The sequence below is a fragment of the Isoptericola sp. NPDC056134 genome, assembly GCF_042264825.1.
Classification (GTDB): domain Bacteria; phylum Actinomycetota; class Actinomycetes; order Actinomycetales; family Cellulomonadaceae; genus Isoptericola; species Isoptericola nanjingensis.
Genome location: NZ_JBHJVM010000004.1, coordinates 160,950 through 185,779, shown reverse-complemented (window position 1 = coordinate 185,779; position 24,830 = coordinate 160,950). Strand labels below are relative to the sequence as shown.

General features: G+C 74.5%; 19 protein-coding genes. All 19 read right to left on the bottom strand.

The window, feature by feature from the left end:
• Positions 1–107: 107 nt before the first annotated feature.
• Positions 108–1,574: a glutamate synthase subunit beta gene (locus ACFCZN_RS06010; protein WP_429763382.1), complete on the bottom strand. Its 1,467-nt coding sequence runs from the start codon at positions 1,572–1,574 to the stop codon at positions 108–110.
• Complete coding sequence (gltB, locus tag ACFCZN_RS06005; protein ID WP_430556157.1) at positions 1,567–6,135, bottom strand: glutamate synthase large subunit; 4,569 nt, start codon at positions 6,133–6,135, stop codon at positions 1,567–1,569. Before gltB ends, ACFCZN_RS06010 begins: the two co-directional genes overlap by 8 nt.
• Before the next feature lie 120 nt (positions 6,136–6,255).
• Positions 6,256–7,329, bottom strand: coding sequence for a prolipoprotein diacylglyceryl transferase (lgt, locus tag ACFCZN_RS06000; RefSeq protein ID WP_430556210.1), 1,074 nt, complete (start codon positions 7,327–7,329; stop codon positions 6,256–6,258).
• 2 nt (positions 7,330–7,331) lie between these two features.
• Complete coding sequence (trpA, locus tag ACFCZN_RS05995) at positions 7,332–8,162, bottom strand: tryptophan synthase subunit alpha (RefSeq protein WP_430556209.1); 831 nt, start codon at positions 8,160–8,162, stop codon at positions 7,332–7,334.
• Between the two features lie 29 nt (positions 8,163–8,191).
• Entirely contained in the window at positions 8,192–9,502 is a 1,311-nt protein-coding gene (gene trpB / locus ACFCZN_RS05990; protein WP_429763380.1) for a tryptophan synthase subunit beta, read from the bottom strand.
• 155 nt (positions 9,503–9,657) lie between these two features.
• Complete coding sequence (gene trpC, locus ACFCZN_RS05985; protein ID WP_429763379.1) at positions 9,658–10,482, bottom strand: indole-3-glycerol phosphate synthase TrpC; 825 nt, start codon at positions 10,480–10,482, stop codon at positions 9,658–9,660.
• Between the two features lie 170 nt (positions 10,483–10,652).
• Positions 10,653–10,931, bottom strand: coding sequence for an HGxxPAAW family protein (locus ACFCZN_RS05980; RefSeq protein WP_429763378.1), 279 nt, complete (start codon positions 10,929–10,931; stop codon positions 10,653–10,655).
• A gap of 41 nt (positions 10,932–10,972) precedes the next feature.
• Complete coding sequence (locus ACFCZN_RS05975; RefSeq protein WP_430556156.1) at positions 10,973–11,659, bottom strand: Trp biosynthesis-associated membrane protein; 687 nt, start codon at positions 11,657–11,659, stop codon at positions 10,973–10,975.
• A gap of 38 nt (positions 11,660–11,697) precedes the next feature.
• Complete coding sequence (locus ACFCZN_RS05970; protein ID WP_430556208.1) at positions 11,698–13,251, bottom strand: anthranilate synthase component I; 1,554 nt, start codon at positions 13,249–13,251, stop codon at positions 11,698–11,700.
• Between the two features lie 149 nt (positions 13,252–13,400).
• Complete coding sequence (gene hisI, locus ACFCZN_RS05965) at positions 13,401–13,796, bottom strand: phosphoribosyl-AMP cyclohydrolase (RefSeq protein WP_429763376.1); 396 nt, start codon at positions 13,794–13,796, stop codon at positions 13,401–13,403.
• A 69-nt stretch (positions 13,797–13,865) separates the two neighbouring features.
• Complete coding sequence (locus tag ACFCZN_RS05960) at positions 13,866–15,665, bottom strand: ABC transporter ATP-binding protein (RefSeq protein WP_430556155.1); 1,800 nt, start codon at positions 15,663–15,665, stop codon at positions 13,866–13,868.
• Positions 15,662–17,491 (bottom strand): ABC transporter ATP-binding protein, encoded by a 1,830-nt coding sequence (locus ACFCZN_RS05955; protein WP_430556207.1) that lies wholly within the window; start codon positions 17,489–17,491, stop codon positions 15,662–15,664. Before ACFCZN_RS05955 ends, ACFCZN_RS05960 begins: the two co-directional genes overlap by 4 nt.
• A gap of 106 nt (positions 17,492–17,597) precedes the next feature.
• The gene (hisF, locus tag ACFCZN_RS05950; RefSeq protein WP_430556154.1) at positions 17,598–18,371 is read right to left on the bottom strand and encodes an imidazole glycerol phosphate synthase subunit HisF; all 774 of its coding nucleotides are present in this window, start codon (positions 18,369–18,371) and stop codon (positions 17,598–17,600) included.
• Between the two features lie 7 nt (positions 18,372–18,378).
• Entirely contained in the window at positions 18,379–19,392 is a 1,014-nt protein-coding gene (locus ACFCZN_RS05945; RefSeq protein WP_430556153.1) for an FKBP-type peptidyl-prolyl cis-trans isomerase, read from the bottom strand.
• Between the two features lie 117 nt (positions 19,393–19,509).
• Positions 19,510–20,871: a Pup--protein ligase gene (gene pafA, locus ACFCZN_RS05940; protein WP_429763372.1), complete on the bottom strand. Its 1,362-nt coding sequence runs from the start codon at positions 20,869–20,871 to the stop codon at positions 19,510–19,512.
• A gap of 94 nt (positions 20,872–20,965) precedes the next feature.
• A complete protein-coding gene (gene prcA, locus ACFCZN_RS05935; protein WP_429763371.1) occupies positions 20,966–21,688 on the bottom strand; it encodes a proteasome subunit alpha in 723 nt (240 codons plus the stop codon).
• The gene (prcB, locus tag ACFCZN_RS05930) at positions 21,685–22,584 is read right to left on the bottom strand and encodes a proteasome subunit beta (protein WP_430556152.1); all 900 of its coding nucleotides are present in this window, start codon (positions 22,582–22,584) and stop codon (positions 21,685–21,687) included. Before prcB ends, prcA begins: the two co-directional genes overlap by 4 nt.
• 6 nt (positions 22,585–22,590) lie before the next feature.
• Complete coding sequence (locus ACFCZN_RS05925; RefSeq protein ID WP_079575068.1) at positions 22,591–22,788, bottom strand: ubiquitin-like protein Pup; 198 nt, start codon at positions 22,786–22,788, stop codon at positions 22,591–22,593.
• 184 nt (positions 22,789–22,972) lie between these two features.
• Positions 22,973–24,727 (bottom strand): depupylase/deamidase Dop, encoded by a 1,755-nt coding sequence (dop, locus tag ACFCZN_RS05920; RefSeq protein WP_429763784.1) that lies wholly within the window; start codon positions 24,725–24,727, stop codon positions 22,973–22,975.
• Between the last annotated feature and the right edge of the window lie 103 nt (positions 24,728–24,830).

Sequence of the window (24,830 nt, the reverse complement as noted above, 5' to 3'; positions counted from 1 at the left end):
ACGCCGCCCCAGAGATGGAGCAGTTTTGGGGGCTCGGAGGTGTGGATAAGAGGCAGGGGGCCCGGGTGCCCGAACGGCACCCGGGTACTGCTTCGTCGTTGTTCTTCTTATCCTCGCAGCGCGACCGTCCGCGGGCCGACCGGCGCGGGCAGCTCGGAGCTGCCCTGCAGGTAGGCGTCCACGGCGGCCGCCGTCGCGCGGCCCTCGGCGATCGCCCAGACGATCAACGACTGCCCGCGGCCCGCGTCACCCGTCGCGTACACGCCGGGCAGGCTGGTGGCGTAGTCGTCGCCGCGCCGCACCAGCCCGCGCGTCGTGAGCTCCGCGCCGGTCTGGGCCACCAGCTCGTCGGTCTCCGGGCCGGTGAACCCCATCGCGATCAGGACCAGGTCCGCCGGGATCTCCCGCTCGGTGCCCTCCTTGGGCACCCGCCGGCCGTCCGGCAGGTACTCGGTCTCGGCGACCTTCAGGGCCCGGACGTTCCCGTCCTCGCCTCCCACGAACTCTACCGTCGAGGCCAGGTAGCTGCGCTCCCCGCCCTCCTCGTGGGACGTCGAGACCTCGAAGACGATCGGGTCGGTCGGCCACGGCTGGCTCGCCGACCGCTCGAGCGGCGGCTTCTTGCCGATCGCCAGGGTCGTGACGCTGGCCGCGCCCTGCCGCAGCGACGTGCCGAGGCAGTCCGAGCCGGTGTCGCCGCCGCCGATGATCACGACGTGCTTGCCCGCGGCCGACGGCGCGCCGTCGACGGGGTTCCCCGCCGCGGCCTTGTTCGCCGGGGTGAGAAAGTCCATCGCGAAGTGCACGCCGCCGAGGTCGCGGCCGGGCATCGCGAGCTCGCGCGGCACGGTGGCGCCGGTAGCCAGGACCACGGCGTCGAACCGGCGGCGCAGCGCGTCCCAGGTGATGTCGCGGCCGATGGCGACGCCCGGGCGGAAGCGGGTCCCCTCGGCCTCCATCTGCTCGAGCCGCCGGTCGATGTGCAGCTTCTCGAGCTTGAAGTCGGGGATGCCGTAGCGCAGCAGCCCGCCGATCGCGTCGTCGCGCTCGTACACGACGACCGTGTGGCCGGCGCGCGTGAGCTGCTGGGCGGCGGCCAGGCCCGCCGGGCCCGACCCGACGACGGCCACCGTCGAGCCCGTGAGCCGCTGGGGCACCTGCGGCGTCACCAGGCCGCGCTCGAACGCCTCGTCGATGATCGAGACCTCGACGTTCTTGATCGTCACGGCGGGCTGGTTGATGCCCAGCACGCAGCTCGTCTCGCACGGTGCCGGGCAGACGCGCCCGGTGAACTCCGGGAAGTTGTTGGTCGCGTGCAGGCGCTCGATCGCGTCGGCCCACTGGTCGCGCCACACCAGGTCGTTCCACTCGGGGATGAGGTTCCCCAGCGGGCAGCCCTGGTGGCAGAACGGGATGCCGCAGTCCATGCAGCGGCCCGCCTGCTCCTTGAGGAACGGCTGGCCCTCCTCGCGGTGGGCGTGCGTGTCCTTCCAGTCACGCAGCCGCACCTCGACGGGGCGGTTCGGCGGGAGCTCGCGCTCCCGCACCTTCAGGAATCCGCGGGGGTCAGCCACGCGCCACCTCCATGATCTGCTCCCACATCGCCGGGTCGAAGTCGTCGCCCTCGCCCAGCGTCTTCCCGGCGGCCTCGGCGTCGGCCAGCGCGGCGCGCACGCGGGCCCAGCCCGCGGGCAGGACCCGCGAGAAGCGGGCCCGGGCGCCGTCGTCCTCGAGGAGCTCGGCCGCCACGGGCGAGCCGGTCTCCGCCAGGTGCCGTTCCAGCAGACCGCGCACGCGGTCCCAGTCGGCGTCGTCCAGCGCACCCACCTCGAGCTCGCCGCTCTTCACCGCCTGGATGTTCATCGCGACGTCGCGCAGGTTGAGCACGTACGCCACGCCGCCCGACATGCCGGCGCCGAAGTTGCGGCCCGTGGGGCCGAGCACCAGCACCGTCCCGCCGGTCATGTACTCGCAGCCGTGGTCGCCCACGCCCTCGGTCACCAGCGTCGCGCCGGAGTTGCGCACGGCGAAGCGCTCGCCCACGCGGCCCCGGAGCAGGATCTCGCCCGACGTCGCGCCGTAGCCGATGACGTTGCCCGCCACGACGTTCGCGGCGCCCTCGAGCACCGCCGACCGGTCGGGGCGCACGACGATCCGGCCGCCCGACAGACCCTTGCCGACGTAGTCGTTGGCGTCGCCGTACAGGCGCAGCGTGACGCCGCGCGGCAGGAACGCCCCGAGCGACTGGCCGGCGGAGCCCGTGAGGGTCACGTCGATCGTGTCGTCGGGCAGCCCGGCACCGCGGTACCGCTTGGTCACCTCGTGGCCGAGCATCGTGCCGACCGTGCGGTTGACGTTGCGGACCGGCGCCTCGATCCGTACGGGGAGCGCGTCCTCGAGGGCGGGGCGCGCCTTCTCGATCAGCTGGTTGTCCAGCGCCTTGGCCAGGCCGTGGTCCTGGGTGGCCACCTGGTGCAGCGTGGTGCCCGGCGCCGCCTCGGGCGCGGCGAGCACCGGCGCGAGGTCCAGGCCCTGCGCCTTCCAGTGGTCGACGGCCTTGCGCGTGTCGAGGGCCTCGACGTGCCCGACGGCCTCCTCGATCGAGCGGAAGCCGAGCGAGGCGAGGTGCTCGCGCACCTCCTGCGCGATGAACTCGAAGAAGTTCACGACGAACTCCGGCTTGCCCGTGAACCGCTTGCGCAGCTCCGGATTCTGCGTGGCCACGCCCACCGGGCAGGTGTCCAGGTGGCAGACCCGCATCATGACGCAGCCCGAGACGACCATCGGCGCCGTGGCGAAGCCGAACTCCTCGGCCCCGAGCAGCGCCGCCACGACGACGTCGCGACCGGTCTTCATCTGCCCGTCCACCTGCACGACGATGCGGTCGCGCAGGTTGTTGAGCACGAGCGTCTGCTGGGTCTCGGCGAGGCCGATCTCCCAGGGCGTGCCCGCGTGCTTGAGCGACGTCAGCGGGCTCGCGCCCGTGCCGCCGTCGTGCCCGGAGATGAGCACCACGTCCGCGTGCGCCTTGGACACGCCCGTCGCCACGGTGCCGACGCCGAACTCGGAGACGAGCTTGACGTGCACGCGCGCCGCCGGGTTGGCGTTCTTGGCGTCGTGGATGAGCTGCGCGAGGTCCTCGATCGAGTAGATGTCGTGGTGCGGCGGCGGCGAGATGAGGCCCACGCCGGGCGTCGAGTGCCGGGTCTTGGCGACCCACGGGTACACCTTGGGCCCGGGCAGCTGGCCGCCCTCGCCCGGCTTGGCGCCCTGGGCGAGCTTGATCTGGATGTCGTCGGCGTTCGTGAGGTACTCGCTCGTCACGCCGAACCGGCCGGACGCGATCTGCTTGACCCGCGAGCGGCGCTCCGGGTCGTACAGGCGCTCCGGGTCCTCGCCGCCCTCGCCGGTGTTGGACCGGCCGCCGAGGCGGTTCATCGCGATCGCGAGCGTCTCGTGCGCCTCCGCGGAGATCGACCCGTACGACATCGCGCCGGTGTTGAACCGCTTGACGATCTCCTCGACCGGCTCGACCTCGTCGATCGGCACCGGCTCGCGGTCCGGGGTGAAGCGCAACAGGCCGCGGAGCGTCATGAGCCGACGGGACTGCTCGTCCACGCGACGCGTGTACTGGCGGAAGATGTCCATCCGCCCGGTGCGGGTGGCGTGCTGCAGCCGGAAGACGGTCTCGGGGTCGAAGAGGTGCTCCTCCCCGTCCCGGCGCCACTGGTACTCGCCGCCACTGGTCAGCCGCTGGTGGGCCGCGTGGTTGCCCGACGCCGGGTACGCCTCCGCGTGCCGCGCCGCGACCTCGGCCGCGATGACGTCCAGGCCGATGCCGGCCAGGCGGCTCGTCGTGCCGGTGAAGTAGTCCTCGACCAGCTCGTGCGAGAGCCCGACGGCCTCGAAGATCTGCGCGCCGCGGTAGGACATGATCGTGGAGATGCCCATCTTGCTCATCACCTTGAGCACGCCCTTGCCGAGCGCGGTGATGAGGTTGGCGACGGCCGCCTCCGGCGTGACGGCGAGGTAGCCGCGCAGCGCGAGGTCCTCCACCGTCTCCATGGCGAGGTACGGGTTCACCGCGGCCGCGCCGTAGCCGATGAGGAGCGCGACGTGGTGCACCTCGCGCACGTCGCCGGCCTCCACGACCAGCGAGATCCGGGTGCGCGTGCCCTGCCGCAGGAGGTGGTGGTGCACGGCGCTGGTCAGCAGCAGCGACGGGATCGGCGCGAGCTCCGAGTCGGAGTCGCGGTCGGACAGCACGACGTGCGTCACGCCCGCCGCGATGTCGGCGTCGACCTGGGCGAAGATCTCCTCGAGCCGGGCCTGCAGCGCCTTGCCGCCGCCGGACACCTCGTAGAGGCCGCGCACGATGCCGGCGCGGAACTCGCCCTCCAGCCGCGGGTCGCGGTCGATGCGCACGATCTTGGCGAGCTCGTCGTTGTCGAGCACCGGGAACGGCAGGTCGAGCTTGCGGGCGTGGCTCGCGACCTCCTCCAGGAGGTTCGGCTCCGGGCCGATCGTGCTGTCGATCGCGGTGACGAGCTGCTCACGGATCGAGTCCAGCGGCGGGTTCGTCACCTGGGCGAACATCTGCGTGAAGTAGTCGAACAGCAGCCGCGGCCGGCTCGACAGGACGGCGATCGGCGTGTCCGAGCCCATGGCCCCGAGCGCCTCCGCGGCGGTGTCGGCCATCGGCGCGAGGAGGATCTTCAGCTCCTCGGTGGTGTACCCGAAGGCGCGCTGCCGCCGCTGGACGGACGCGGGCGAGTGCGCGACGTGCTCGCGCTCCGGCAGCGAGTCCAGGGTGATCGTGTTGCCGGCGATCCACTCGCCGTACGGCCGCTGGGCGGCGAGCTGCGACTTGAGCTCGTCGTCCTCCACGATCCGTCCCTGCGCCGTGTCGACGAGGAACATGCGCCCCGGCTCGAGGCGCCCCTTGCGCACGATCGTCGCGGGGTCGAGGTCCAGGACACCGGCCTCCGACGCGAGCACGACGAGGCCGTCCTCCGTGACCCAGTAGCGGCCCGGCCGCAGGCCGTTGCGGTCGAGGACCGCGCCGATGAGGGTGCCGTCGGTGAACGTGAGGCAGGCGGGCCCGTCCCACGGCTCCATGAGGTTCGCGTGGTACTGGTAGAACGCCCGCCGGGCCGGGTCCATCTCGGCGTGGTTCTCCCACGCCTCCGGGATCATCATCAGCACGGCGTGCGGCAGCGAGCGGCCGGACAGGTGCAGCAGCTCCAGCACCTCGTCGAAGCTGGCCGAGTCGCTCGACCCCTCCGTGCACACGGGCAGCAGCGGCGTCAGGTCGCCGAGCACCTCGCTGGCCATGGTGCTCTCGCGGGCGGCCATCCAGTTGCGGTTGCCGCGCACCGTGTTGATCTCGCCGTTGTGCGCCACGAGCCGGAACGGCTGCGCCAGCGGCCACGACGGGAAGGTGTTCGTGGAGAACCGCGAGTGGACCAGCGCGATCTCCGACGCGTAGCGCGGGTCGCTCAGGTCCGGGAAGAACGGCTCGAGCTGCGCCGTCGTGAGCATGCCCTTGTACGTCAGGGTGCGGCTCGACAGCGAGGCGAGGAACAGGTCGAGCTCGTTCTGCGCGCGCTTGCGCAGGCGGTAGGTGCGACGGTCGAGCTCGAGCCCCGACAGCTCGCGCGACGGGTCCGCCACGACGACCTGCCGGAACAGGGGCATCGAGGCGCGCGCCGTCGGCCCGACGAGGTCGGCCGTGACCGGCACGTCGCGCCAGGCGAGGACGTCGAGCTTCTCCTCCGCGGCGATCGCCTCGAACCGGCGCGCGGCCGCGTCGGCCTCCGCGACGGCCTGGGGCAGGAACGCCATGCCGATCGCGTAGTGCCCGGCGGGCGGGAGCTCGGCGGCGACGACGTCACGGACGAAGGCGTCCGGGATCTGCGTGAGGATCCCGGCCCCGTCCCCGCTGTTCTCCTCCGCGCCGACCGCTCCGCGGTGGTCGAGGTTCAACAGGGCGGTCAGGCCCGCGTCCACGATGTCGCGGCCGGGCGTCCCGCGCAGGGTCGCGACGAACGCGACACCGCACGCGTCGTGCTCGGACGCGGGGTCGTAGAGGCCCTGGGCCGAGGGCCGCGCGACCCGATGCTGCGGCGTGGTCATCAACACCGTCCTCCTGCACGCCCGCACGCGGGCGCGTCATGCTCAAAGGTGGTCGGGACATCGTCGGCCCGTCGGAAACATAGGCGGCCCCGCCCGGGTGGTGTCCCGGTGGGAGTCGCCTCAGGCGCGGTCGGCCGGTCCCTGGTCGGGACCGGGACCTCCCGCGTCCGCACGGTGCGGTCCGCCGCCGCTGTCGCGGCCGTCGTCCCGGCCGGAGGCGCCTGCGGCGGCCCCGGCGTGCGCGGTGCTCATGGTGTCAAGCTCAGTGTCGGACTCGGTGTCAGGCTCGGTGGCCTGCTCGGTGTCCTGCCGGTCGCGGCTGCGGCCGGGCAGCTCCACCCCGTCCTCACGTTCCGGGTGGCGCCTGCCGATGACGACGAAGGCGACGAGGGCACCCAGGCCCACGACGATCGACGTCCACACGTTCAGACGCAGCCCGAGCACGTGCTCGGCGGTGTCGATGCGGAGCATCTCGATCCACACCCTGCCCAGAGTGTAGAGCGCGACGTAGGCCCAGAATACCCGCCCATGACCGAGCCTGTACCGGCGGTCGAGCCAGACGAGAAGCGCGGCCGCCCCGAGGTTCCAGAGCAGCTCGTACAGGAACGTGGGGTGGAACAGGGTGCCCGCCGCGAACGCCGTGCCGGTGTCCGCGTTGAGCCGCTCGATCACCCCCGGGGAGACCTCGAGCCCCCAGGGCAGCGTCGTGGGCGCCCCGAACAGCTCCTGGTTGAACCAGTTGCCCAGGCGCCCCACCGCCTGCGCGACGAGCAGGCCGGGGGCCAGCGCGTCCGCGAACGAGCTCAGGCGCACCCCCTTGCGGCGGCAGCCGATCCAGGCGCCGACGGCGCCGAGCGCCACCGCACCCCAGATCCCGAGACCGCCCTCCCAGACGTACAGGGCGCGCACGGGGTCGCCGCCCTCGCCCCAGTACGGCTCGGGCGTGCTGATCACGTGGTACAGCCTGCCGCCGACGATGCCGAACGGCACCGCCCAGAAGGCGATGTCCAGGACGTCGTCCGGGTCCCCGCCCCGGGCGACCCAGCGCCTGGTGGTGATCCAGATCGCGACGGCGATGCCGGCCAGGATGGCCAGCGCGTAGGCGCGGACCGGTACGGGGCCGAGGTACCACGTGTGCTGCGACGGGCTAGGGATCGCCGCCTGCACCGACGCGGCAGACGCCAGGAGCGTCACGCTCACGTGCCCGCCCCCGGCCCCCCGCGGGCACGGCGCACGCCGTCGGCGAGGTCCGCCACGGTCGCCCGCAGCGCGTCGAGCCGGTCGGACCAGGGACGGTCGGCCAGCAGTGGGCGCACGAGCGCGGAGCCGACGATGACGCCGTCGGCGAACCGGCCCACCTCGGCGGCCTGGGCGCCCGACGAGACGCCGAGCCCGACGCACACGTGGTCGGCGCCCGCCGCGCGGGTGTCGGCGACGAGCTGCTCGGCCCGGTCGCCGACCTGGTCGCGGGTGCCGGTCACACCCATGGTGGACGCCGCGTAGACGAAGCCGCGCGACGCGCGGGCCGTGAGCGCCAGCCGCTCGGGCGTGGAGCTCGGCGCGACGAGGAAGACGCGGTCGAGGCCGTGCTCCTGCGACGCCGCGATCCAGTCGCCCCCCTCGTCGGGGATGAGGTCGGGGGTGATGAGGCCGGCTCCTCCGGCGGCGGCGAGGTCGCGCGCGAACGCGTCCACCCCGTACCGCAGCACCGGGTTCCAGTACGTCATCACGAGGGCGGGCACGCGCCCGCCGGAGTGCTCGGCGACGGCCTCGACGACGCGCAGCACGTCGCGGACCCGGGTGCCGGCGGCGAGCGCAGCCTCCGCGGCGCGCTGGATCACCGGGCCGTCCATCACCGGATCGGTGTACGGCACGCCGATCTCGACGACGTCGGCGCCCGCGTCCACGGCCGCGAGGACGGCCTCGGTCGAGCGCTCGACGTCGGGGAACCCGGCGGGCAGGTAGCCGACCAGGGCTGCACGGCCCTCGGCCCGGAGGGCGTCGAGGCGTGCGCCGGTGGTGGACATCGCCGCGGGCGAGTTGTCGGTCGTGGTGCTCACTGGTCCCCCTCCGGCGTGGCGTCCGTCTGGTCCTCGTCGAGGAGCCCGAACCACCGCGCCGCGGTGGCCACGTCCTTGTCGCCGCGACCCGACAGGTTCACCAGGATCACCTGGCCGGTCCGCCCGGCCTCCGCGGCCTCGCGCCCCAGGCGCAGGGCGCCGGCGAGCGCGTGCGCGGACTCGATCGCGGGGATGATCCCCTCGGTGCGGCACAGGAGGCGGAACGCCTCCATGGCCTCGTCGTCCGTCACGGGCTCGTAGGTGGCCCGCCCGAGGTCGTGCAGCCAGGAGTGCGCGGGCCCGACGCTCGGGTAGTCCAGCCCCGCCGAGACGGAGTGGCTCGGCAGCGTCTGGCCGTCGTCGTCCTGCAGCAGGTAGGACCGGGCGCCGTGCAGCACGCCCGGGGCCCCGCCGGAGAAGCGGGCCGCGTGGCGGCCCGACTCGATGCCCTCTCCCCCGGCCTCGAAGCCGTGCAGGGAGACGCCCTCGTCGTCGAGGAAGGCGTTGAAGATGCCGAGCGCGTTGGACCCGCCGCCCACGCACGCCGCGACGGCGTCCGGCAGCCGGCCGGTGCGCTCGAGGATCTGCTCGCGCGCCTCCTCGCCGATGATGCGGTGGAACTCGCGCACCATCTCGGGGAACGGGTGCGGGCCCGTGACGGTGCCGAGCAGGTAGTGCGTGCTCTCGACGTTCGCGACCCAGTCGCGCAGCGCCTCGTTGATGGCGTCCTTGAGGGTGCGCGAGCCGATGGTCACGGGCACGACCTCGGCACCGAGCAGCCGCATCCGGGCGACGTTCAGGGCCTGGCGCTGCGTGTCCTCCTCGCCCATGTAGACGACGCACTCGAGGTCGAGCAGGGCGGCCGCGGTCGCCGTGGCGACGCCGTGCTGACCGGCGCCGGTCTCGGCGATCACGCGGGTCTTGCCCATGCGCTTCACCAGGAGCGCCTGGCCGAGGACGTTGTTGATCTTGTGCGAACCGGTGTGGTTGAGGTCCTCGCGCTTGAGGAACACCCGGTGGCCGGCCTCCGCGCCCCCGCAGTGCTCCGCGAACCGCGGCACCTCGGTGAGCGGCGACGGGCGACCCGTGTACTCGCGGTGCAGGCGCGCCAGCTCGTCGGTGAACGCCGGGTCGCCGAGGGCCTTGCGGTACTCGGTCTCGAGCTCGTCGAGCGCGGCGATGAGGGCCTCGGGCACGAAGCGGCCGCCGAACTCGCCGAAGTACGGGCCTTCGACGTCCGCGAGCCGCCCGAGCACCTGGTGCGCCAGGGTCTCGGTCAGGGCCTCCCGTACGGGCTGGTCGGGCACGGGTCCTCCGTCTCTCGTCGGCACCGCTCGGCGGACTGCACGAGGGGTCGTCAGAGGGTACCGGTCGCCCGGGCCTCCGCCGCCCGCCGTCCAGGACGCGTCGGGATGGTGTGCCGTGTGGTGTTGTGCCGTGGTCGTGTGACGTGCTGCGGTGGTTACGGCTGGGCCGCCGGCCGGACCGACCAGAGCGCGGGGTGCTGCCCGGCCGCGACCAGGTCGGCCACCGACCGGCGCGGGGCCCCGTCGGTCACGAGCGCCTCGCCGACCAGCACGGCGTGCGCGCCGGACCGGGCGTAGTCGAGGACGTCGTGCGGGCCGCGGACGCCGGACTCGGCGACGCGGACGACGTCGTCGGGGATGAGCGGGGCGAGGCGCGCGAAGGTCGTGCGGTCCACCTCGAGCGTCTTGAGGTCGCGGGCGTTCACGCCCACCACGCGCGCGCCCGCGTCGAGGGCGCGACGCACCTCGTCGTCGGTGTGGGCCTCGACCAGCGCCGTCATGCCGAGCGAGTGCACCCGCTCGATCAGGGACGTCAGCACGGTCTGCTCCAGGGCCGCGACGATGAGCAGCACGAGGTCGGCCCCGTGGGCCCGGGCCTCCCACACCTGGTACGGCGTGACGACGAAGTCCTTGCGCAGCACCGGCACGTCCACCCGTGCGCGGACGGCGTCCAGGTCGGCGAGCGAGCCGCCGAACCGCCGCTGCTCCGTGAGCACCGAGATCGCGCTGGCCCCGCCGCTGGCGTACTCCTCGGCCAGGGCGGCCGGGTCGGAGATCGGCGCGAGGTCGCCCTTGCTGGGGCTCGACCGCTTCACCTCGGCGATCACGGCGACGCGATCCTCCGAGAGCAGCCGGCCGCAGCACTCGAGCGCGCCCGGCACGCGGGCCGCGCGCTCCTTGAGCTCGTCGAGCGACGTCCGCGCCTGGCGTACCGCGAGGTCCTCACGGACCCCCGCGACGATGTCCTCCAGGACCGTCATGGTCTGCCTCCCCGTCCCCTGACGCCGCACCGACGTCCGCCTGCCATCGTAGGCCCGTCCGCGGACCGGCCCGGACACGTCTCCGAGCGTGAGACGACGACGGCGCGCCCCCTCGTCGGGAGCGCGCCGTCGTCGCGCCGGCCGGCGGTCGCAGCCGTCGCCGGGAGGGCTCAGTGGCCGGAGGAGGCCCGGCGCTGCGTCACGCCGTCCTTGGGCTGGCCGAGGCCCATGTTGCGCAGCACGAGGCCGAGCACGAGCGAGGCGGCCACGATCACGGCGCCGACCCAGACCACCGCGTCCGGGACCGGGGGCAGCATCCCGACGGCGCCGACGGCCACGCCCAGCATGATGCCGATCATCGCCGTCCACGCGGCGGTCGTGTGGCCGTGGTTCGTGGGCGGGACGGCCGGGGGCAGGTAGGCGACCTCGGCGTTGCGGTTGTCGGTCATTGGAATGTGATGCCCTTTCGTGACGTGGTGCGCGGTCCAGCCTAGCGGTCCGCGGACGGGTCCGTTCCCCGGGAGAGCGCGTCCCACGCGTCGTGGGGGTCGTGCTGACCAGGCCCGTCGGGGTCGTCCCCCGACGGCGCCGGCCCGGTGCGGGGGTCCGTGCCGTCCGCGCCTGGTTCGGCGTCGGCGCGCTCGTGACGCCCGGAGGTGGCTCCCCACGCGGGGGCGCCGGCCGCCGCCAGCGCCGCGACGAGCACGGCCGCGACGCCGAGCACCGCGGTCAGCCAGGGCCACACGGCGACGGCGACGGGCGACGTGAGGTCCGTCACGCCGGCGGTCGCCGACGCGCCCGACGTCGCGGCGGGGAGCGGGTCGAGCAGCACGGCCGCGGCCGAGGCGGTGGCCAGGGCGCCCGCGAGCGCGACCACGACCAGCGCGACCCAGCGCGCCACGCGGCCCGCGATGGCGAGGGCGACGCCGCCCGCCACCACGACGAGCGCGGCCGCGCCGACCGCCGGCGCCGCCGTCGTGCCGGTGACCGCGACGTCGACCGTGGGCTCGAGGGCCGTCGACACCGTCGTGCTCACCCAGGTCGGCGAGGCCGTCGCGAGCGTGAGCCCGCCGACCGCCACCACCGACCACACCGCCCGCGACCGTGCGCGCAGCGGCCCGCGACCCGGCGGGCGAGCGCCGCGGCTCTCGTGCGTGGTGCGTGCTGCGTCGTCCATGTCTGCCTGTCCGTCCGTCGTGCTGGTCCGTGCCGCGCTCAGAGCGCCCGGAACCGTGCGGCCAGCTGCACCGCGCGTACCGCCGCGGCGGCCTTGTTGCGCGACTCCTCGTACTCGAGCGCGGGCACCGAGTCGGCGACGATGCCGCCGCCGGCCTGCACCCACGCCCGGCCGTCGCGGATGCACGCGGTGCGGATCGCGATGGCCATGTCCATGTTGCCGCCGAAGTCGAAGTAGCCCACGGTGCCGCCGTAGATCCCGCGGGAGGCGGGCTCCAGCTCGTCGATCAGCGCGATGGCCCGCGGCTTGGGCGCCCCCGAGAGGGTGCCTGCGGGGAACGTCGCGCGCAGGGTGTCGAGCGCCGTCGCGCCCGCCCGCAGCCGTCCGACGACGGTGGAGCACAGGTGCATGATGTGGCTGAACCGTCGGGTGGCCATGAACTCGACCACCTCGACCGACGTCGGCTCGCAGACCTTGACGAGGTCGTTGCGCGACAGGTCGACGAGCATGAGGTGCTCGGCGCGCTCCTTGGGGTCGGCGAGCAGCTCCTCGCCGAGCGCCACGTCCTCCTCGACGGTCGCCCCGCGCGGGCGCGACCCGGCGATCGGGTACGTGGTCACGTGCCCGTCGGTCACCTTCACCAGCGTCTCGGGGCTGGAGCCGACGACCGAGAACTCGCGCCCGTCGGGGCCGGTGAGCCGGAAGTAGTACATGTACGGGCTCGGGTTGATGGTGCGCAGCGCGCGGTACACGTCCAGCGGCGCGGCCGGGCAGTCCAGGCCGAGGCGCTGGGACAGCACGACCTGGAACACCTCGCCGTCGCGGATCGCCTCCTGCCCGGTGCGGACGGCGGACTCGAACTCCTCGCGCGTGGAGCGGAACTCCAGGGCGGGCTCGGCCACCTCGTCCGCGCTGCGCAGCACGGTGGGCTGCGGCGGCGCGGGCGTCGCGAGCCGCGCCTGCATCGCGTCGAGCCGGGCGACGGCGTCGGCGTGGGCCTCGTCGACCCGCTCGTCCGTGCCGTCGCCGTTGATGGCGTTGGCGATGAGCCACGCGCAGCCCGTGTGGTGGTCGACCGCCACGAGGTCGGTCGCGAGGCTCAGGGCCACCTCCGGCACGCCGAGCTCGTCGGGGGCGTTCGCGGGGAGCGTCGGCTCCCAGTGCCGCACGACGTCCCAGCCGAGCGCGCCCGTGAGCCCGCCGGTCAGCGGGGGCAGCCCCTCGATCGGCGGCGTGCGCAGCCCCTCGAGCGCCGCGCCGAGCACGTCGACGACGTCGCCCTCGCGCGGGATGCCCGCCGGGACGTCGCCGTGCCAGATGGCGCGGCCGTCCCGCGCGGTGAGCGTGGCGCGCGAGTCGACGCCCACGAACGACCAGCGCGACCAGCCGCCGGACGACTCCGCCGACTCGAGCACGAAGGTGCCCGGGCGGTCCTGGGCGAGCGTCCGGTACAGGCCGACGGGGGTGACGTCGTCCGCCAGCACGCGCCGCACCACGGGGATCACGCGGCGGTCGGCGGCCAGTGCGCGGAACGTGCCGAGACCCGGCCACGTCGCGCCCCACGCCAGGTCCTGCTCCGACGGGCCCGCCACGGGGGCGGGGCGCGGGGCGGGGTGGGGCTGCGCGACGGTGGGCGTGGTCACCGGTCCTCCTGAGGATCGTCGGGCTGGTCGGGGCTGGTCGGGGTGTACTGCTGGGCTGGGTGCGTCGTCGGTGCCGGCGGCAGGGACGAGGGGCGGGATCAGGCGGCCGGCGCGTCGGGGCCGACGACGGCGCCCAGGTCGCCGCCCGCCTCGAAGCAGGTGCGGGTGCCGGTGTGGCACGCGGCGCCGACCTGGTGGACGCGCACGAGCAGGGCGTCGCCGTCGCAGTCCAGCGCGACGGAGCGGACGAGCTGCACGTGCCCGGACGTGTCGCCCTTGCGCCAGTACTCCTCGCGCGACCGGCTCCAGAACGTCACGCGGCCCTCGGTGAGCGTGCGGCGCAGCGCCTCGTCGTCCATCCAGCCGAGCATGAGGACCTCGCCCGTGTCGTGCTGCTGGACGATCGCGGCGACGAGGCCGTGCTCGTCGCGCTTGAGCCGGTCGGCGACCGCCGGGTCGAGCGCGGGCACGGGGGCATCGGTCAGGTCGGGCACCCGTGCATCTTCCCACGCCCGGCGGGGCCGCGGGGCTCCCGTCCGGCAACCCCGCACCGGCCCGGACGCTCAGCGGGTCTGCGCCACCCAGCTCGCGTGCATCCGCGCGTAGACGCCGCCCGCGGCGGCCAGCTCGGCATGCCCGCCGACCTCGACCACGCGCCCGTCGTCGACGACGACCACGAGGTCGCTGGCCTCCGCCGTCGAGAGCCGGTGGGCGATCGTGATCGTGGACCGGCCGGAGGTGAGCGAGTCCAGCGCCCGGGCGATCCGCACCTCGGCGGCGGGGTCGACGGCCGACGTGGCCTCGTCCAGCACCAGCAGGTCGGGCGCCGCGAGGTAGGCGCGAGCGATGGCGACGAGCTGCCGCTCCCCCGCGCTCAGCGCCTCGCCGCGCTGGCCGACGGGCGTGCCGAGGCCCTGCGGCAGCCCGGCCACCCAGTCGGTGAGGCCGAGCGCGTCCATGGCCCCGGTGACGCGCGCCCTGGTCTCGGCGGGGTCGGACGGCGGGTCCGGGCGCAGCCCGTAGGCGACGTTCTGCTCCACCGTCCCGTCGAAGAGGAAGCCCTCCTGCGGCACGAGCACCACGCGCTCGCGCAACGAGGCGAGCGTCAGCCGGCGCAGGTCGACGCCGTCGAGCAGCACCTCCCCGGCCGTGGGGTCCATGAGGCGGGCGACGAGCTTGGCGACGGTGGTCTTGCCCGAGCCCGTCCGCCCGACCACGGCGACCTTGCGGCGGGCGGGCAGCTCCAGGTCCACCCCGTGCAGCACCTCGGGCCCGTCGGGGTAGGCGTACCGCACCCCGCGCAGCGTCACCGCCGCCGGGCCGCGAGGGCTCGCCGTGGCGTCGTCGGCGTCCGCGACGTCGAGGGGCGTCTCGAGCACCGCGAGCACGCGCCGCCAGCCCGCGACGGCGTTCTGCAGCTCGTTGAGGATCTCCGTGGCCTGCTGCACGGGGCCGGTGAAGAGCTGCACCAGGAACAGGAACGCGACCACCTGGCCCGCCGTCAGTCCGCCGCCGACGCCGAGCAGCGTGCCCACCACCACGACGACGGCGAGCACCAGGTTGGCGACCAGCACCCCGCTCGAGAACACCGACGAGACGAGGAGCTGGGCGCGGGCCTGCGTGGCGCGGGTGTGCTCGACGGCCGCGTCGACGCGGCGTCCGGTCCGCGCCGCCACGCCGTACGCGCGCACCGTCTCCGCGCCCACGACCGCCTCCGAGATCGCGCCGAGCATCGCGCCGACGGCCTGTCGCACCGCCGCGTACGCGCGGTTCACCGTGCCCTGCGCGCGGCGCAGCACCAGGAACAGCGGCAGGAAGCACGCCCAGACCACCAGGGTGAGCTGCCACGAGTACACGGCCATGAGGGCGGTGGCCACGAGCACCTGCAGCGTCGACACGAGGAGCTGGATCCCGCCCCACTGGACGAACAGCGAGATCGTGTCGACGTCGGAGGTGACGCGGGACACGAGCGCGCCACGACGCTCGGTGCCCTGCGCGAGGGTGGACAGGTCGTGCACGTGCCGGAACGCCTGCACCCGCAGCGCGGCGAGCCCGGCCTCCGTCCGGCGGAACAGACGGACGTTGACCACCGCGGTGCACAGCCCCGCGACGACGACCGCGCCCGCGGCGAGGCCGGTCAGGAGCGCCACCCGCCCGGCGTCTGGCCCGCCGCCGGCGAGGATGCCGTCGTCGATCGTGCGCTGCACCGCGACCGGCACGACGACGCGCCCCGCGGCCGCCAGCACGGCGAGCGCGAGGGTGAGCCACAGGCCGTCGACGATCTGGGGCGAGATCTGCACGCCCCGGCGGAGCGTGGCGAGGACGCCCAGCTCGCTGGCGGCGGCGATGCGCGTCGTGCTCACGGTGTCCCCTCCCGCTGCGCGTCCCCCGGCAGGAGCTCCCCGGCGGCCGCCTCGTCCGCGAGCTCGCGCGCCCGGCGCTCCGTCTCCTGCTCGTACGCGGTGGCGAGCGCGCGGTACCCGGGGTCCCGGGCCAGCAGGTCGGCGTGCGGCCCGACGTCGACGACGCGGCCCCCCTCGAGGTGCACGACGACGTCCGCGAGCGCCACCGACGACATGCGGTAGGCGACCATGACGACGGTCGTACCCGGTGCGTCGCCCCCGCCGCCGCGCGCCGACGCGAAGGAGCCGAGGATCTCCGCCTCGACGCGCGGGTCGACCGCGGACGTGGCGTCGTCGAGCACGAGCAGCCGTGGCCTGCGGACCAGCGCCCGCGCGACGGCGAGCCGCTGGCGCTGCCCGCCGGACAGGTTGGCCCCGCGCTCGCCGAGGGGCGCGTCGAGCCCGCCGGGCAGCGCGCGCACGACGTCGTCGACGCGGGCGACGCGCAGCGCCTCCCAGACCGCGGGGTCCTCGGGGGCGCCGTCGTCGCCCGGGTCCGCGAGGGTCACGTTGGCGCGGACCGTGTCCTCGAAGACGAACGTCTGCTGCGTCACGAGCGCCACCTGCGCGGGGACCTCGCCCGCGGCGAGGCCGCGCACGTCCGCGCCGTCGAGCAGCACCCGGCCTCGCGTCGGGTCGCTCAGGCGCGCGAGCAGCGACACCAGGGTCGTCTTGCCCGCGCCCGTGCTGCCCACGACCGCGACGGTGGTCCCGGGCGCGACCTCGAGGTCGACGCCGTCGAGCAGGGTGGCCGTCGTGCCCGAAGCCGGGACGTCGACCCCGACGCCCTCGAGGCGGACCGCCAGGCCCCCCGCCGCGTGCGGGAGCGCCTGCGTGCCCGGGACCAGCGTCGACGGGGCATCGAGGATGCCCGCGATCCGGTCGTAGCCGACGAGGGCGCGCGGCAGCTCGCCGAGCACCCAGCCGAACGCGCGCACCGGCACCGCCATGACGGTCAGCAGGTAGGCCGCCGTCACGACGTCGCCCGCGTCGACGGCCCCGGTGGAAGCGCGCCAGGTGCCCACGCCGAGCACGGCCAGGGTGCCGAGGGAGGGCAGCAGCTCGATGACCGGGTCGAAGACGGCCCGGACGGTGCCGACGCGCACGTTCGCGGCGCGCAGCGCGTCCGTGCGCTCGGCGAACCGACGCTCCTCGCGGTCCGCGGTGCCGAGCGACGTGACGAGCAGCGCGCCCTCGAAGGACTCGTGCGCGACGTCGGCCACCTCGGCCCGCAGCTGCTGCGCCCGCGTCACGGCGGGCGTCATGTGCCGTTGGAAGACGACGTTCGCGGCGACCGCGGCGGGCACGACCAGCAGGGCGGCGACGGCCAGCCACACGTCGACCGCGAGGAGCATCCCCGCGGCGACCCCGATCATCACCACGACGCCGAGCGCGAAGGGCAGGGGGTTGAAGACTCCGGTGGCGGCCTCGACGTCGGCGCTCGCCGCGGACAGCAGCCGGCCCGCGGGGTGCGCGCGGTGCCACGACACGGGCAGGCGCAGGTACTGCCGGGACAGCCCCCTCCGGTGGTGCGCCTGGATCGCCGCGAACCCGTAGCCGGCCCAGATGCGCCGCCCGGCGACGCCGAGGGCGAGGGTGAGCGCCACCGCGGCGAGCACGAGCCCGGCGACCCAGATGCGCGAGCGCGCGTCGGGGTCGCCCGCGATCGCGGGGACGACGACCGCGTCGGTGGCCCAGCCCACGGCGCGGCTCACGGCGACGGTGGCGGCGCCGAACAGCGCGGACGCGCCCACGGCGAGCACGTACAGGCGCGGCTCGGAGCGCATGCCGCGCCACACGAGCGTCGCCGAGCGGCGCAGCCTCGACCCCGTGAGCGCGGTCGTGACGGCTCCGCTCACCGTCGGCGGGAGCGTCGCCCGACCGACCCCGCGCTCACCTCCGAACCTCGACGCCCGCCTCGGCCAGGGCCGTCTTGACCTGGCCGACCGTCAGCGTGCCGAAGTGGAAGACGCTCGCGGCGAGCACCGCGTCGGCGCCCGCGCGGGCCGCGGCGACGAAGTGCTCCGGGGTCCCCGCGCCGCCCGACGCCACGAGCGGCACGTCGACCTTGTCCCGCACGGCGCCGAGCATCTCGAGGTCGAAGCCCGCGGTGGTGCCGTCGGCGTCCATCGAGTTCAGCAGGATCTCGCCCGCTCCCAGGTGGGCGACGCGCGCCGCCCACTCGACGGCGTCGATGCCCGTGCCCCGGCGGCCGCCGTGGGTCGTGACCTCGAAGCCCGAGGCGGTCACCGTCTCACCGGTGACGCGGCGGGCGTCCACCGACAGCGTCAGCACCTGCCGGCCGAAGCGGGCCGCGATCTCCGCGACCAGCTCGGGCCGCGCGATCGCGGCGGTGTTGACGCCGACCTTGTCGGCGCCGGCACGCAGCAGGCGGTCGACGTCCTCCGTCGAGCGGACGCCGCCGCCCACGGTGAGGGGCACGAAGACCTGGTCGGCGGTCCGCCTCACGACGTCGATCATCGTGTCGCGGCCGCCCGAGGACGCGGACACGTCCAGGAAGGTCACCTCGTCGGCGCCCTCGCCGTCGTACCGGGAGGCGAGCTCCACGGGGTCGCCCGCGTCGCGCAGGTTCGTGAAGTTGACGCCCTTGACGACCCGACCGTCGTCGACGTCGAGGCACGGGATCACGCGGACGGCCACGGACATGCGGGACTCACCCTTCCTTGCTGCTGTCGTCGCTCCCGGCGGGCTCGTCCGAGCCCTTGCCGGACTTCTGCTCCGGGTCACCGCCGTCGTCGCCCTTGGCCTTGCCGGTCGACTCGTCCTCGGTGACCTGGAAGTGGGCGTCCAGGATGTCCACGACGTAGACCAGGGTCTCGTCGGCGAGGTCGCTGCTGGTGCCACCGTAGCCGAGGCTCGGGGGGACCACGAGCAGCACCTGCGAGCCCACGGTCTGCTCGACCAGCCCCTGGTCGAGGCCGTCGACCAGCTGGCCGATGCCGATCGTGGCGGACTGCGGCCGCGTCCCGGCGGTCCACGTGGTGTCGAACTGCCGCCCGTCGCTCCACCGCACCGCGGTGAACCGCATCGTGACGACCTGCCCCACCTGCACCTGCGGCCCGGTGCCCCGCACCAGCGGCTGCACCTGCAGGTCGGCGGGCGCGTCGGCCTTCCGCGGCACGGTCACGCTCGGCGCGCCGCCGTCGCCACGCTCGACGGTCGGGAGTCCCTTCGCCGCGCTCACCTCGGCACCGGAGGCGTGCGTCGGCAGCACGTCGACGACGAGGATCACGGGCACGTCGCCGTCCTGCTCGAGCAGGAGCATGCGCGCCCCCACCTTCTGGCCGCGCAGCGTGTCGTAGAGGTTCGAGCCGAGCGACTCCGGCGACATCGAGTACCACCCCGGCGCGTCGATGTACGTGCTCGAGATGACGGTGCCGTCGCGCCCGTCCTCGGCGTACATGTTCAGCAGCACGGGCTCACCGTCCACCACGGGCTCGCCCGACCCGGGCCACACCGTCCGCGCGCCCGCCTGCACGACGTCGTACGGCTGCTCGTAGTCGAGGGCGGGCGGCTCCCCCACAGCCCCCGACACCTGCACGGGCGCCGCCGACGGCGCGGACGACGGCCGCTTGCCCAGGTCGTCCAGCAGCGACGAGCCGCACCCGCCGAGCACGAGCGCGCCACCGAGCAGCAGCGAGATCAGGAGGGTGAGACGGCGGAGCACCGCGTCATCCTGCCATGCCCACCCGGCGAACGGGGCCCCCGTCCACCGCCCGCGCGCGACCGGACCACGCCAAGCCGTGAGCCGAGAGCACGGCGGCACCTGCCGACGCGCGACGCTTCACATGGACTCGATCAGCCGATCCACACGCTCGTCCACGCTCTTGAACGGGTCCTTGCACAGCACGGTGCGCTGCGCCTGGTCGTTGAGCTTCAGGTGCACCCAGTCCACGGTGTAGTCCCGACGCGCCTCCTGCGCGGCGCGCACGAAGTCGCCCCGCAGCTTGGCGCGCGTCGTGGGCGGCGGCACGGCCGTCGACTCGAACACCTCGAGGTCGGTGACGACGCGCTCCACCATGCCGCGCGCGGCGAGCAGGTTGTACAGCCCCTCGGTGCGGGAGATGTCGTGGTAGGCGAGGTCGAGGCGCGCGATGCGGGGGTCGTCGAGCGGCAGGTCGTGCTTGGCCTGGTACCGCTCGATGAGCTTGAGCTTGATGACCCAGTCGAGCTCGCGGTCCACGAGGGACAGGTTGCCGGACTCCAGCGCCCGCAGCCCGCGCTCCCACAGGTCCAGGACCTGCTTGACGACGGGAGTGGCACCGGCGTGCGCGTCCACGTGCTCGCGCACGCGGTGGTAGTACTCCCACTGGATGTCGACGGCGGTGGCGGTGCGCCCGTTGGCGAGCTGGACGGGGTGCAGGCCGGTGCGGTCGTGGCTGATCTCGCGGATCGCGCGGATGGGGTTCTCGAGGGTGAGGTCGCGCATCGGCACGCCCGCCTCGACGAGGCGCAGCACGAGGTCCGTGGCGCCGACCTTGAGCATCGTGGTCGGCTCGGCCATCGACGAGTCGCCGACGATGACGTGCAGGCGGCGGTAGCTCTCCGCGTCGGCGTGCGGCTCGTCGCGCGTGTTGATGATCGGCCGGGAGCGGGTGGTGGCGCTGGAGACGGCCTCCCAGATGTGGTCCGCACGCTGGGACAGGCAGTAGACGGCGCCGCGCGGGGTGGCGAGCACCTTCCCTGCACCCGTGAGCACCTGGCGGGTGATGAGGAACGGCACGAGCACCTCGGAGAGGCGCGAGAAGTCGCCCTGCCGGCGCACGAGGTAGTTCTCGTGGCAGCCGTAGGAGTTGCCCGCGGAGTCGGTGTTGTTCTTGAACAGGTGCACCTTGCCGGACAGGCCCTCGTGCTCCAGCCGCTGCTGCGCGTCGGCCACCAGGCCCTCGAGGATGCGCTCGCCGCCCCGGTCGTACGCCACGAGCTGGTGCACGTCGTCGCACTCCGCCGTCGCGTACTCGGGGTGCGACCCCACGTCGAGGTAGAGGCGCGAGCCGTTGCGCAGGAAGACGTTCGAGCTCCGCCCCCATGCCACGACCTTGCGGAACAGGTAGCGGGCCACCTCGTCCGCGGACAGGCCGCGCCCGTCGTCCGCCGCGCACGTCACCCCGTACTCGGTCTCCAGACCGAAGATCCTGCGGTCCACGACGTCTCCCCTCGCTCGGCCCTGCTGCCCGACCTGCTGCCCCACCTTGCGCCCGACTGCGGTGCGACCTGCTCGCCCGTCTCAGTCGCCAGTCTCACTCACCGGGCTGCTCGAGCAGCCCGGCCAGCGTCGCGCCCTGCAGCCGGCGGAACGCCCGCCGCCGGCCCGCGCGCTCCAGCACCGCCACCTCGAGGCCGGCGGGCGCGATCTCGCGCTCCTCCCCCTCGGCGGCGACGGAACCGTCCGACCCGACGGCGCCGAGGGTGCGCACCGCGAGCGCGAGCACCTGCGGCAGCGTCATCCCCTCGTGCCAGGCCTCGCCGACGCGCGCGCCCAGCTGCTCCGCCTGGCCGCCCATCACGACGTGCCCGTGCTCGTCCGCGACGGAGCCGTCGTAGGACAGCCGGTAGATCTGGTCGGCGGCCGGGGTGTCCCCCACCTCCGCCACGACCAGCTCGACCTCCAGCGGCTTGGACTCGGTGGTGAACACCGTGCCCAGCGTCTGCGCGTACGCGTTGGCCAGCCCGCGCGCGGTGACGTCGGTGCGGTCGTAGGAGTACCCGCGCAGGTCGGCGTAGCGGACTCCGGCGACCCGCAGGTTCTCGAACTCGTTGTACTTGCCCACCGCGGCGAACGCGATGCGGTCGTAGATCTCCGAGATCTTGTGCAGCGCTCGCGACGGGTTCTCCGTGGCGAACGCGATCCCGCCCTCGTACGCGAGCACGACGACGGACCGGCCGCGGGCGATGCCCTTGCGGGCGAAGTCCGCCCGGTCCTTCATCAGCTGCTCGGGCGAGACGTAGAACGGCATCGTCATGCGCGCGCACCCCCCTGGTGGCCGGTCCGGGGACCGCCGGCGGGGCGGTCGCCGTGGGCGGCCCGGTGGGCGGCCCCGCGCTCGTCGACGATCCTCTCGACCGACGCGGCGAGCTCCTCGTCCGCCACCCGGCGCACGCCGTCGGCGGTCACGACGTTCACCACGGGCCAGATCTGGCGCACGGGGTCGGGGCCGCCGGTCGCGCTGTCGTCGTCGGCCGCGTCGTAGAGCGCCTCGACCGCGACGCCGACCGCTGCGTCGGCGTCGAGCCCGGGCCGCCACAGCTTCTTCAGCGCGCCGCGCGCGAACACCGAGCCGGAGCCGACCGTGTGGTGGTCGTGCTCCTCGTACCGGCCACCGGTGACGTCGTAGCTGAACAGCCGTCCGTACCCGCGGTCGAGGTCGTAGCCCGCGAACAGCGGCACGACGGCCAGACCTTGCAGGGCGAGGGGCAGGTTGCCGCGGATCATCGTGGACAGGCGGTTGGCCTTGCCGTCGAGGGAGAGCAGGGAGCCCTCGATCTTCTCGTAGTGCTCCAGCTCGAGCTGGAAGAGCCGCACGAGCTCGATCGCCACGCCCGCGGACCCCGCGATGCCGACCACCGAGTAGGCGTCGGCGGCGAAGACCTTCTCCATCTCGCGGCTCGCGATGAGGTTGCCCGCCGTGGCCCGGCGGTCGCCGGCCATGATCACGCCGCGGCCGCCGTCGTCGGTGCCGAAGGTCAGCGCGACGATGGTGGTGGCGTGCGGAGCGAGGCCGTCGGCGCTCGCCCCGCCGACGTCGCGACGCCCGGGCAGCAGGTCGGGCGCGTGGCCTGCGAGGAAGTCCACGAACGAGGACGAGCCGGGGCGCAGGAACGCGTCCGGCAGCCGTCCCGAGGTGTCAGCGTGGGTCATGGGCGCTCACTGACCGCCCTTCTGCACGAAGCCCCGAACGAACGACTCGGCGTTCGTCTCGAGGACCTCGTCGATCTCCTCCAGCAGGGCGTCCACCTCGGCGTCGCGCTCGGTCGCCGCCGGGGCGACCGGGGCGGGGGTGTCCGCGTCGTCGTCGGGCGTGCGGTCCTCGTGCTGCGGGTTGATCCGTTCCTGACCGGCCATGGTCCGCCTCCTTCGCTGCTGCGGAGCCCCCGACAAGGAGCTCCGGGAGAGTCTCGCGACGCCAGCCTATGCGCTGCGGCCGACACCGCGCGGCGACGTCCACGCCGGTTGCGCCCAGGGCTGAACGACTCCACCCGTGCCCGCCCCGGGCACGGGGTGGACGACGTCGTCGCCGGTCAGGCGGTCACCCGTCACCCCGCAGCCCCTTGAGCAGCGCCGCCGCGTCCGGGCTGGCGTCCAGGAGCGCGCCGATGTGCGCGCGGGTGCCGCGGGAGGGATCGAGCATCGGCACCCGCTGCAGGGCGGCGGCCCCCGGGACGTCGAAGATCACCGAGTCCCAGCTCGCCGCCGACACCTGGTCGGCGTACCGGGCCATCACCTCGCCGCGGAACCACGCCCGCGTGTCCGCCGGCGCGTGGTGCACCGCGTCCGCGACCCGCTCGTCGTCCACGAGGCGCTCGACGGCGCCCGACGCGACGAGCCGGTGGTAGACGCCGCGCTCGGGGCGCACGTCCGTCCACTGCAGGTCCAGCGCGTGCAGCCGGGGGTGGTCCCAGCCGAGCCCGTCCCGCGACCGCATCCGCTCCAGGAGCCGGTGCTTCGCCACCCACTCCACCTCGCGCGCGCACGTCGACGGGTCGGTGCCCAGCCGGTGGAGCACCGAGCGCCAGCGGTCCAGCACCGCGGCGGTCTCGTCGTCGCCCGGCGCGCCGGAGGCCGCCGTGCCCCCCGCCGAACCCGCTGCCGTACCCGCTGCCGCGAGCGCCGCGACCGACCGGGCCACGACGTCGGCGTATGCCTCCTGGACCTCCAGCGCCGTGAGCCGGCGGCCGTCGGCGAGCTCGAGGGGGACGGCGAGGGTGAGGTCGCGCGACACCCGCTGGACGTCGGCGACCGGGTCGGCGAGCCGCAGGGCGGCGAGCTCCTCCCGGGCGGGGACGCCCGCCTCGGCCAGCTCGTCGAGGTGCTCGAGCACCCAGAGCACGAGCGAGGTGGTGCCGAGCTTGAGAAAGGTCGCGACCTCGAAGAGGTTGGCGTCGCCGATGATGAGGTGCAGGCGGCGCCACCGCGTGCGGTCCGCGTGCGGCTCGTCGCGGGTGTTGACGATGGGGCGGCGCAGCGTCGTCTCGAGCCCCACCTCCGCCTCGATGTAGTCGGCGCGCTGGGAGAGCTGGAAGCCGGCGTCCGAGCCCGTCGGGCCGAGACCGACCCGCCCCGACCCGGCGAACACCTGCCGCGTGACGAGGAACGGCGTCAGCAGCGCGACGAGCGTGCCGAACGGCAGCGCCCGGTCCACCAGGAAGTTCTCGTGCGTGCCGTAGCTGGCGCCCTTGCCGTCCACGTTGTTCTTGTAGAGGACCACCTCGCCGCCGGGCACCTCCGCGAGCGACCGCACGGCCGCGAGCATGACCCGCTCCCCCGCGACGTCCCACAGGACACCGTCGCGCGGCCCGGTGACCTCGGGCGACGAGTACTCCGGGTGCGCGTGGTCCACGTAGAGGCGCGCGCCGTTGGTGAGGATGCAGTTCGCGGCGCTCGGGTCGTCGTAGTCCTCGACCGACGGCCGCTCCACCTCCTCCGGCTCCTGCCGGACGGGGCGCGCCCGACCGCGGGAGGACCCGGGCGTGCCCGCCGCGGAGGCCACCTGGGCCGACGCGGGGGTGCTGCCGGACGTCGGGCCGGACGACGAGGGTCCGGACGGCGCGGGGCGCGACGGGTCGTCGGTGAGGAGCGAGGGGTGCGCCGAGGCGCGCTGGAGGTGGAACCCGCGCGCGTCCTGCAGCGGGTCCTCGTCGTCGTAGTCCCAGCGGGCCGGCGGGCGCCCGCCCGCCCGCGCCACCAGGGCGCGGTACGTCATGACCACCTGCGAGCTCATGAGCATCGGGTTGGCCATCGGCCGCCCCGGTGCCAGCACGCCGTACTCGGTCTCGATCCCCATCACGCGACGAACGCTCACGCCACCACCCTAGGTGGCCGGGAACGAGATCGAGGTACCCGTCCCGAAGTCGACCCACGGTGGGTCGACCTCGCGGCGGGTACCT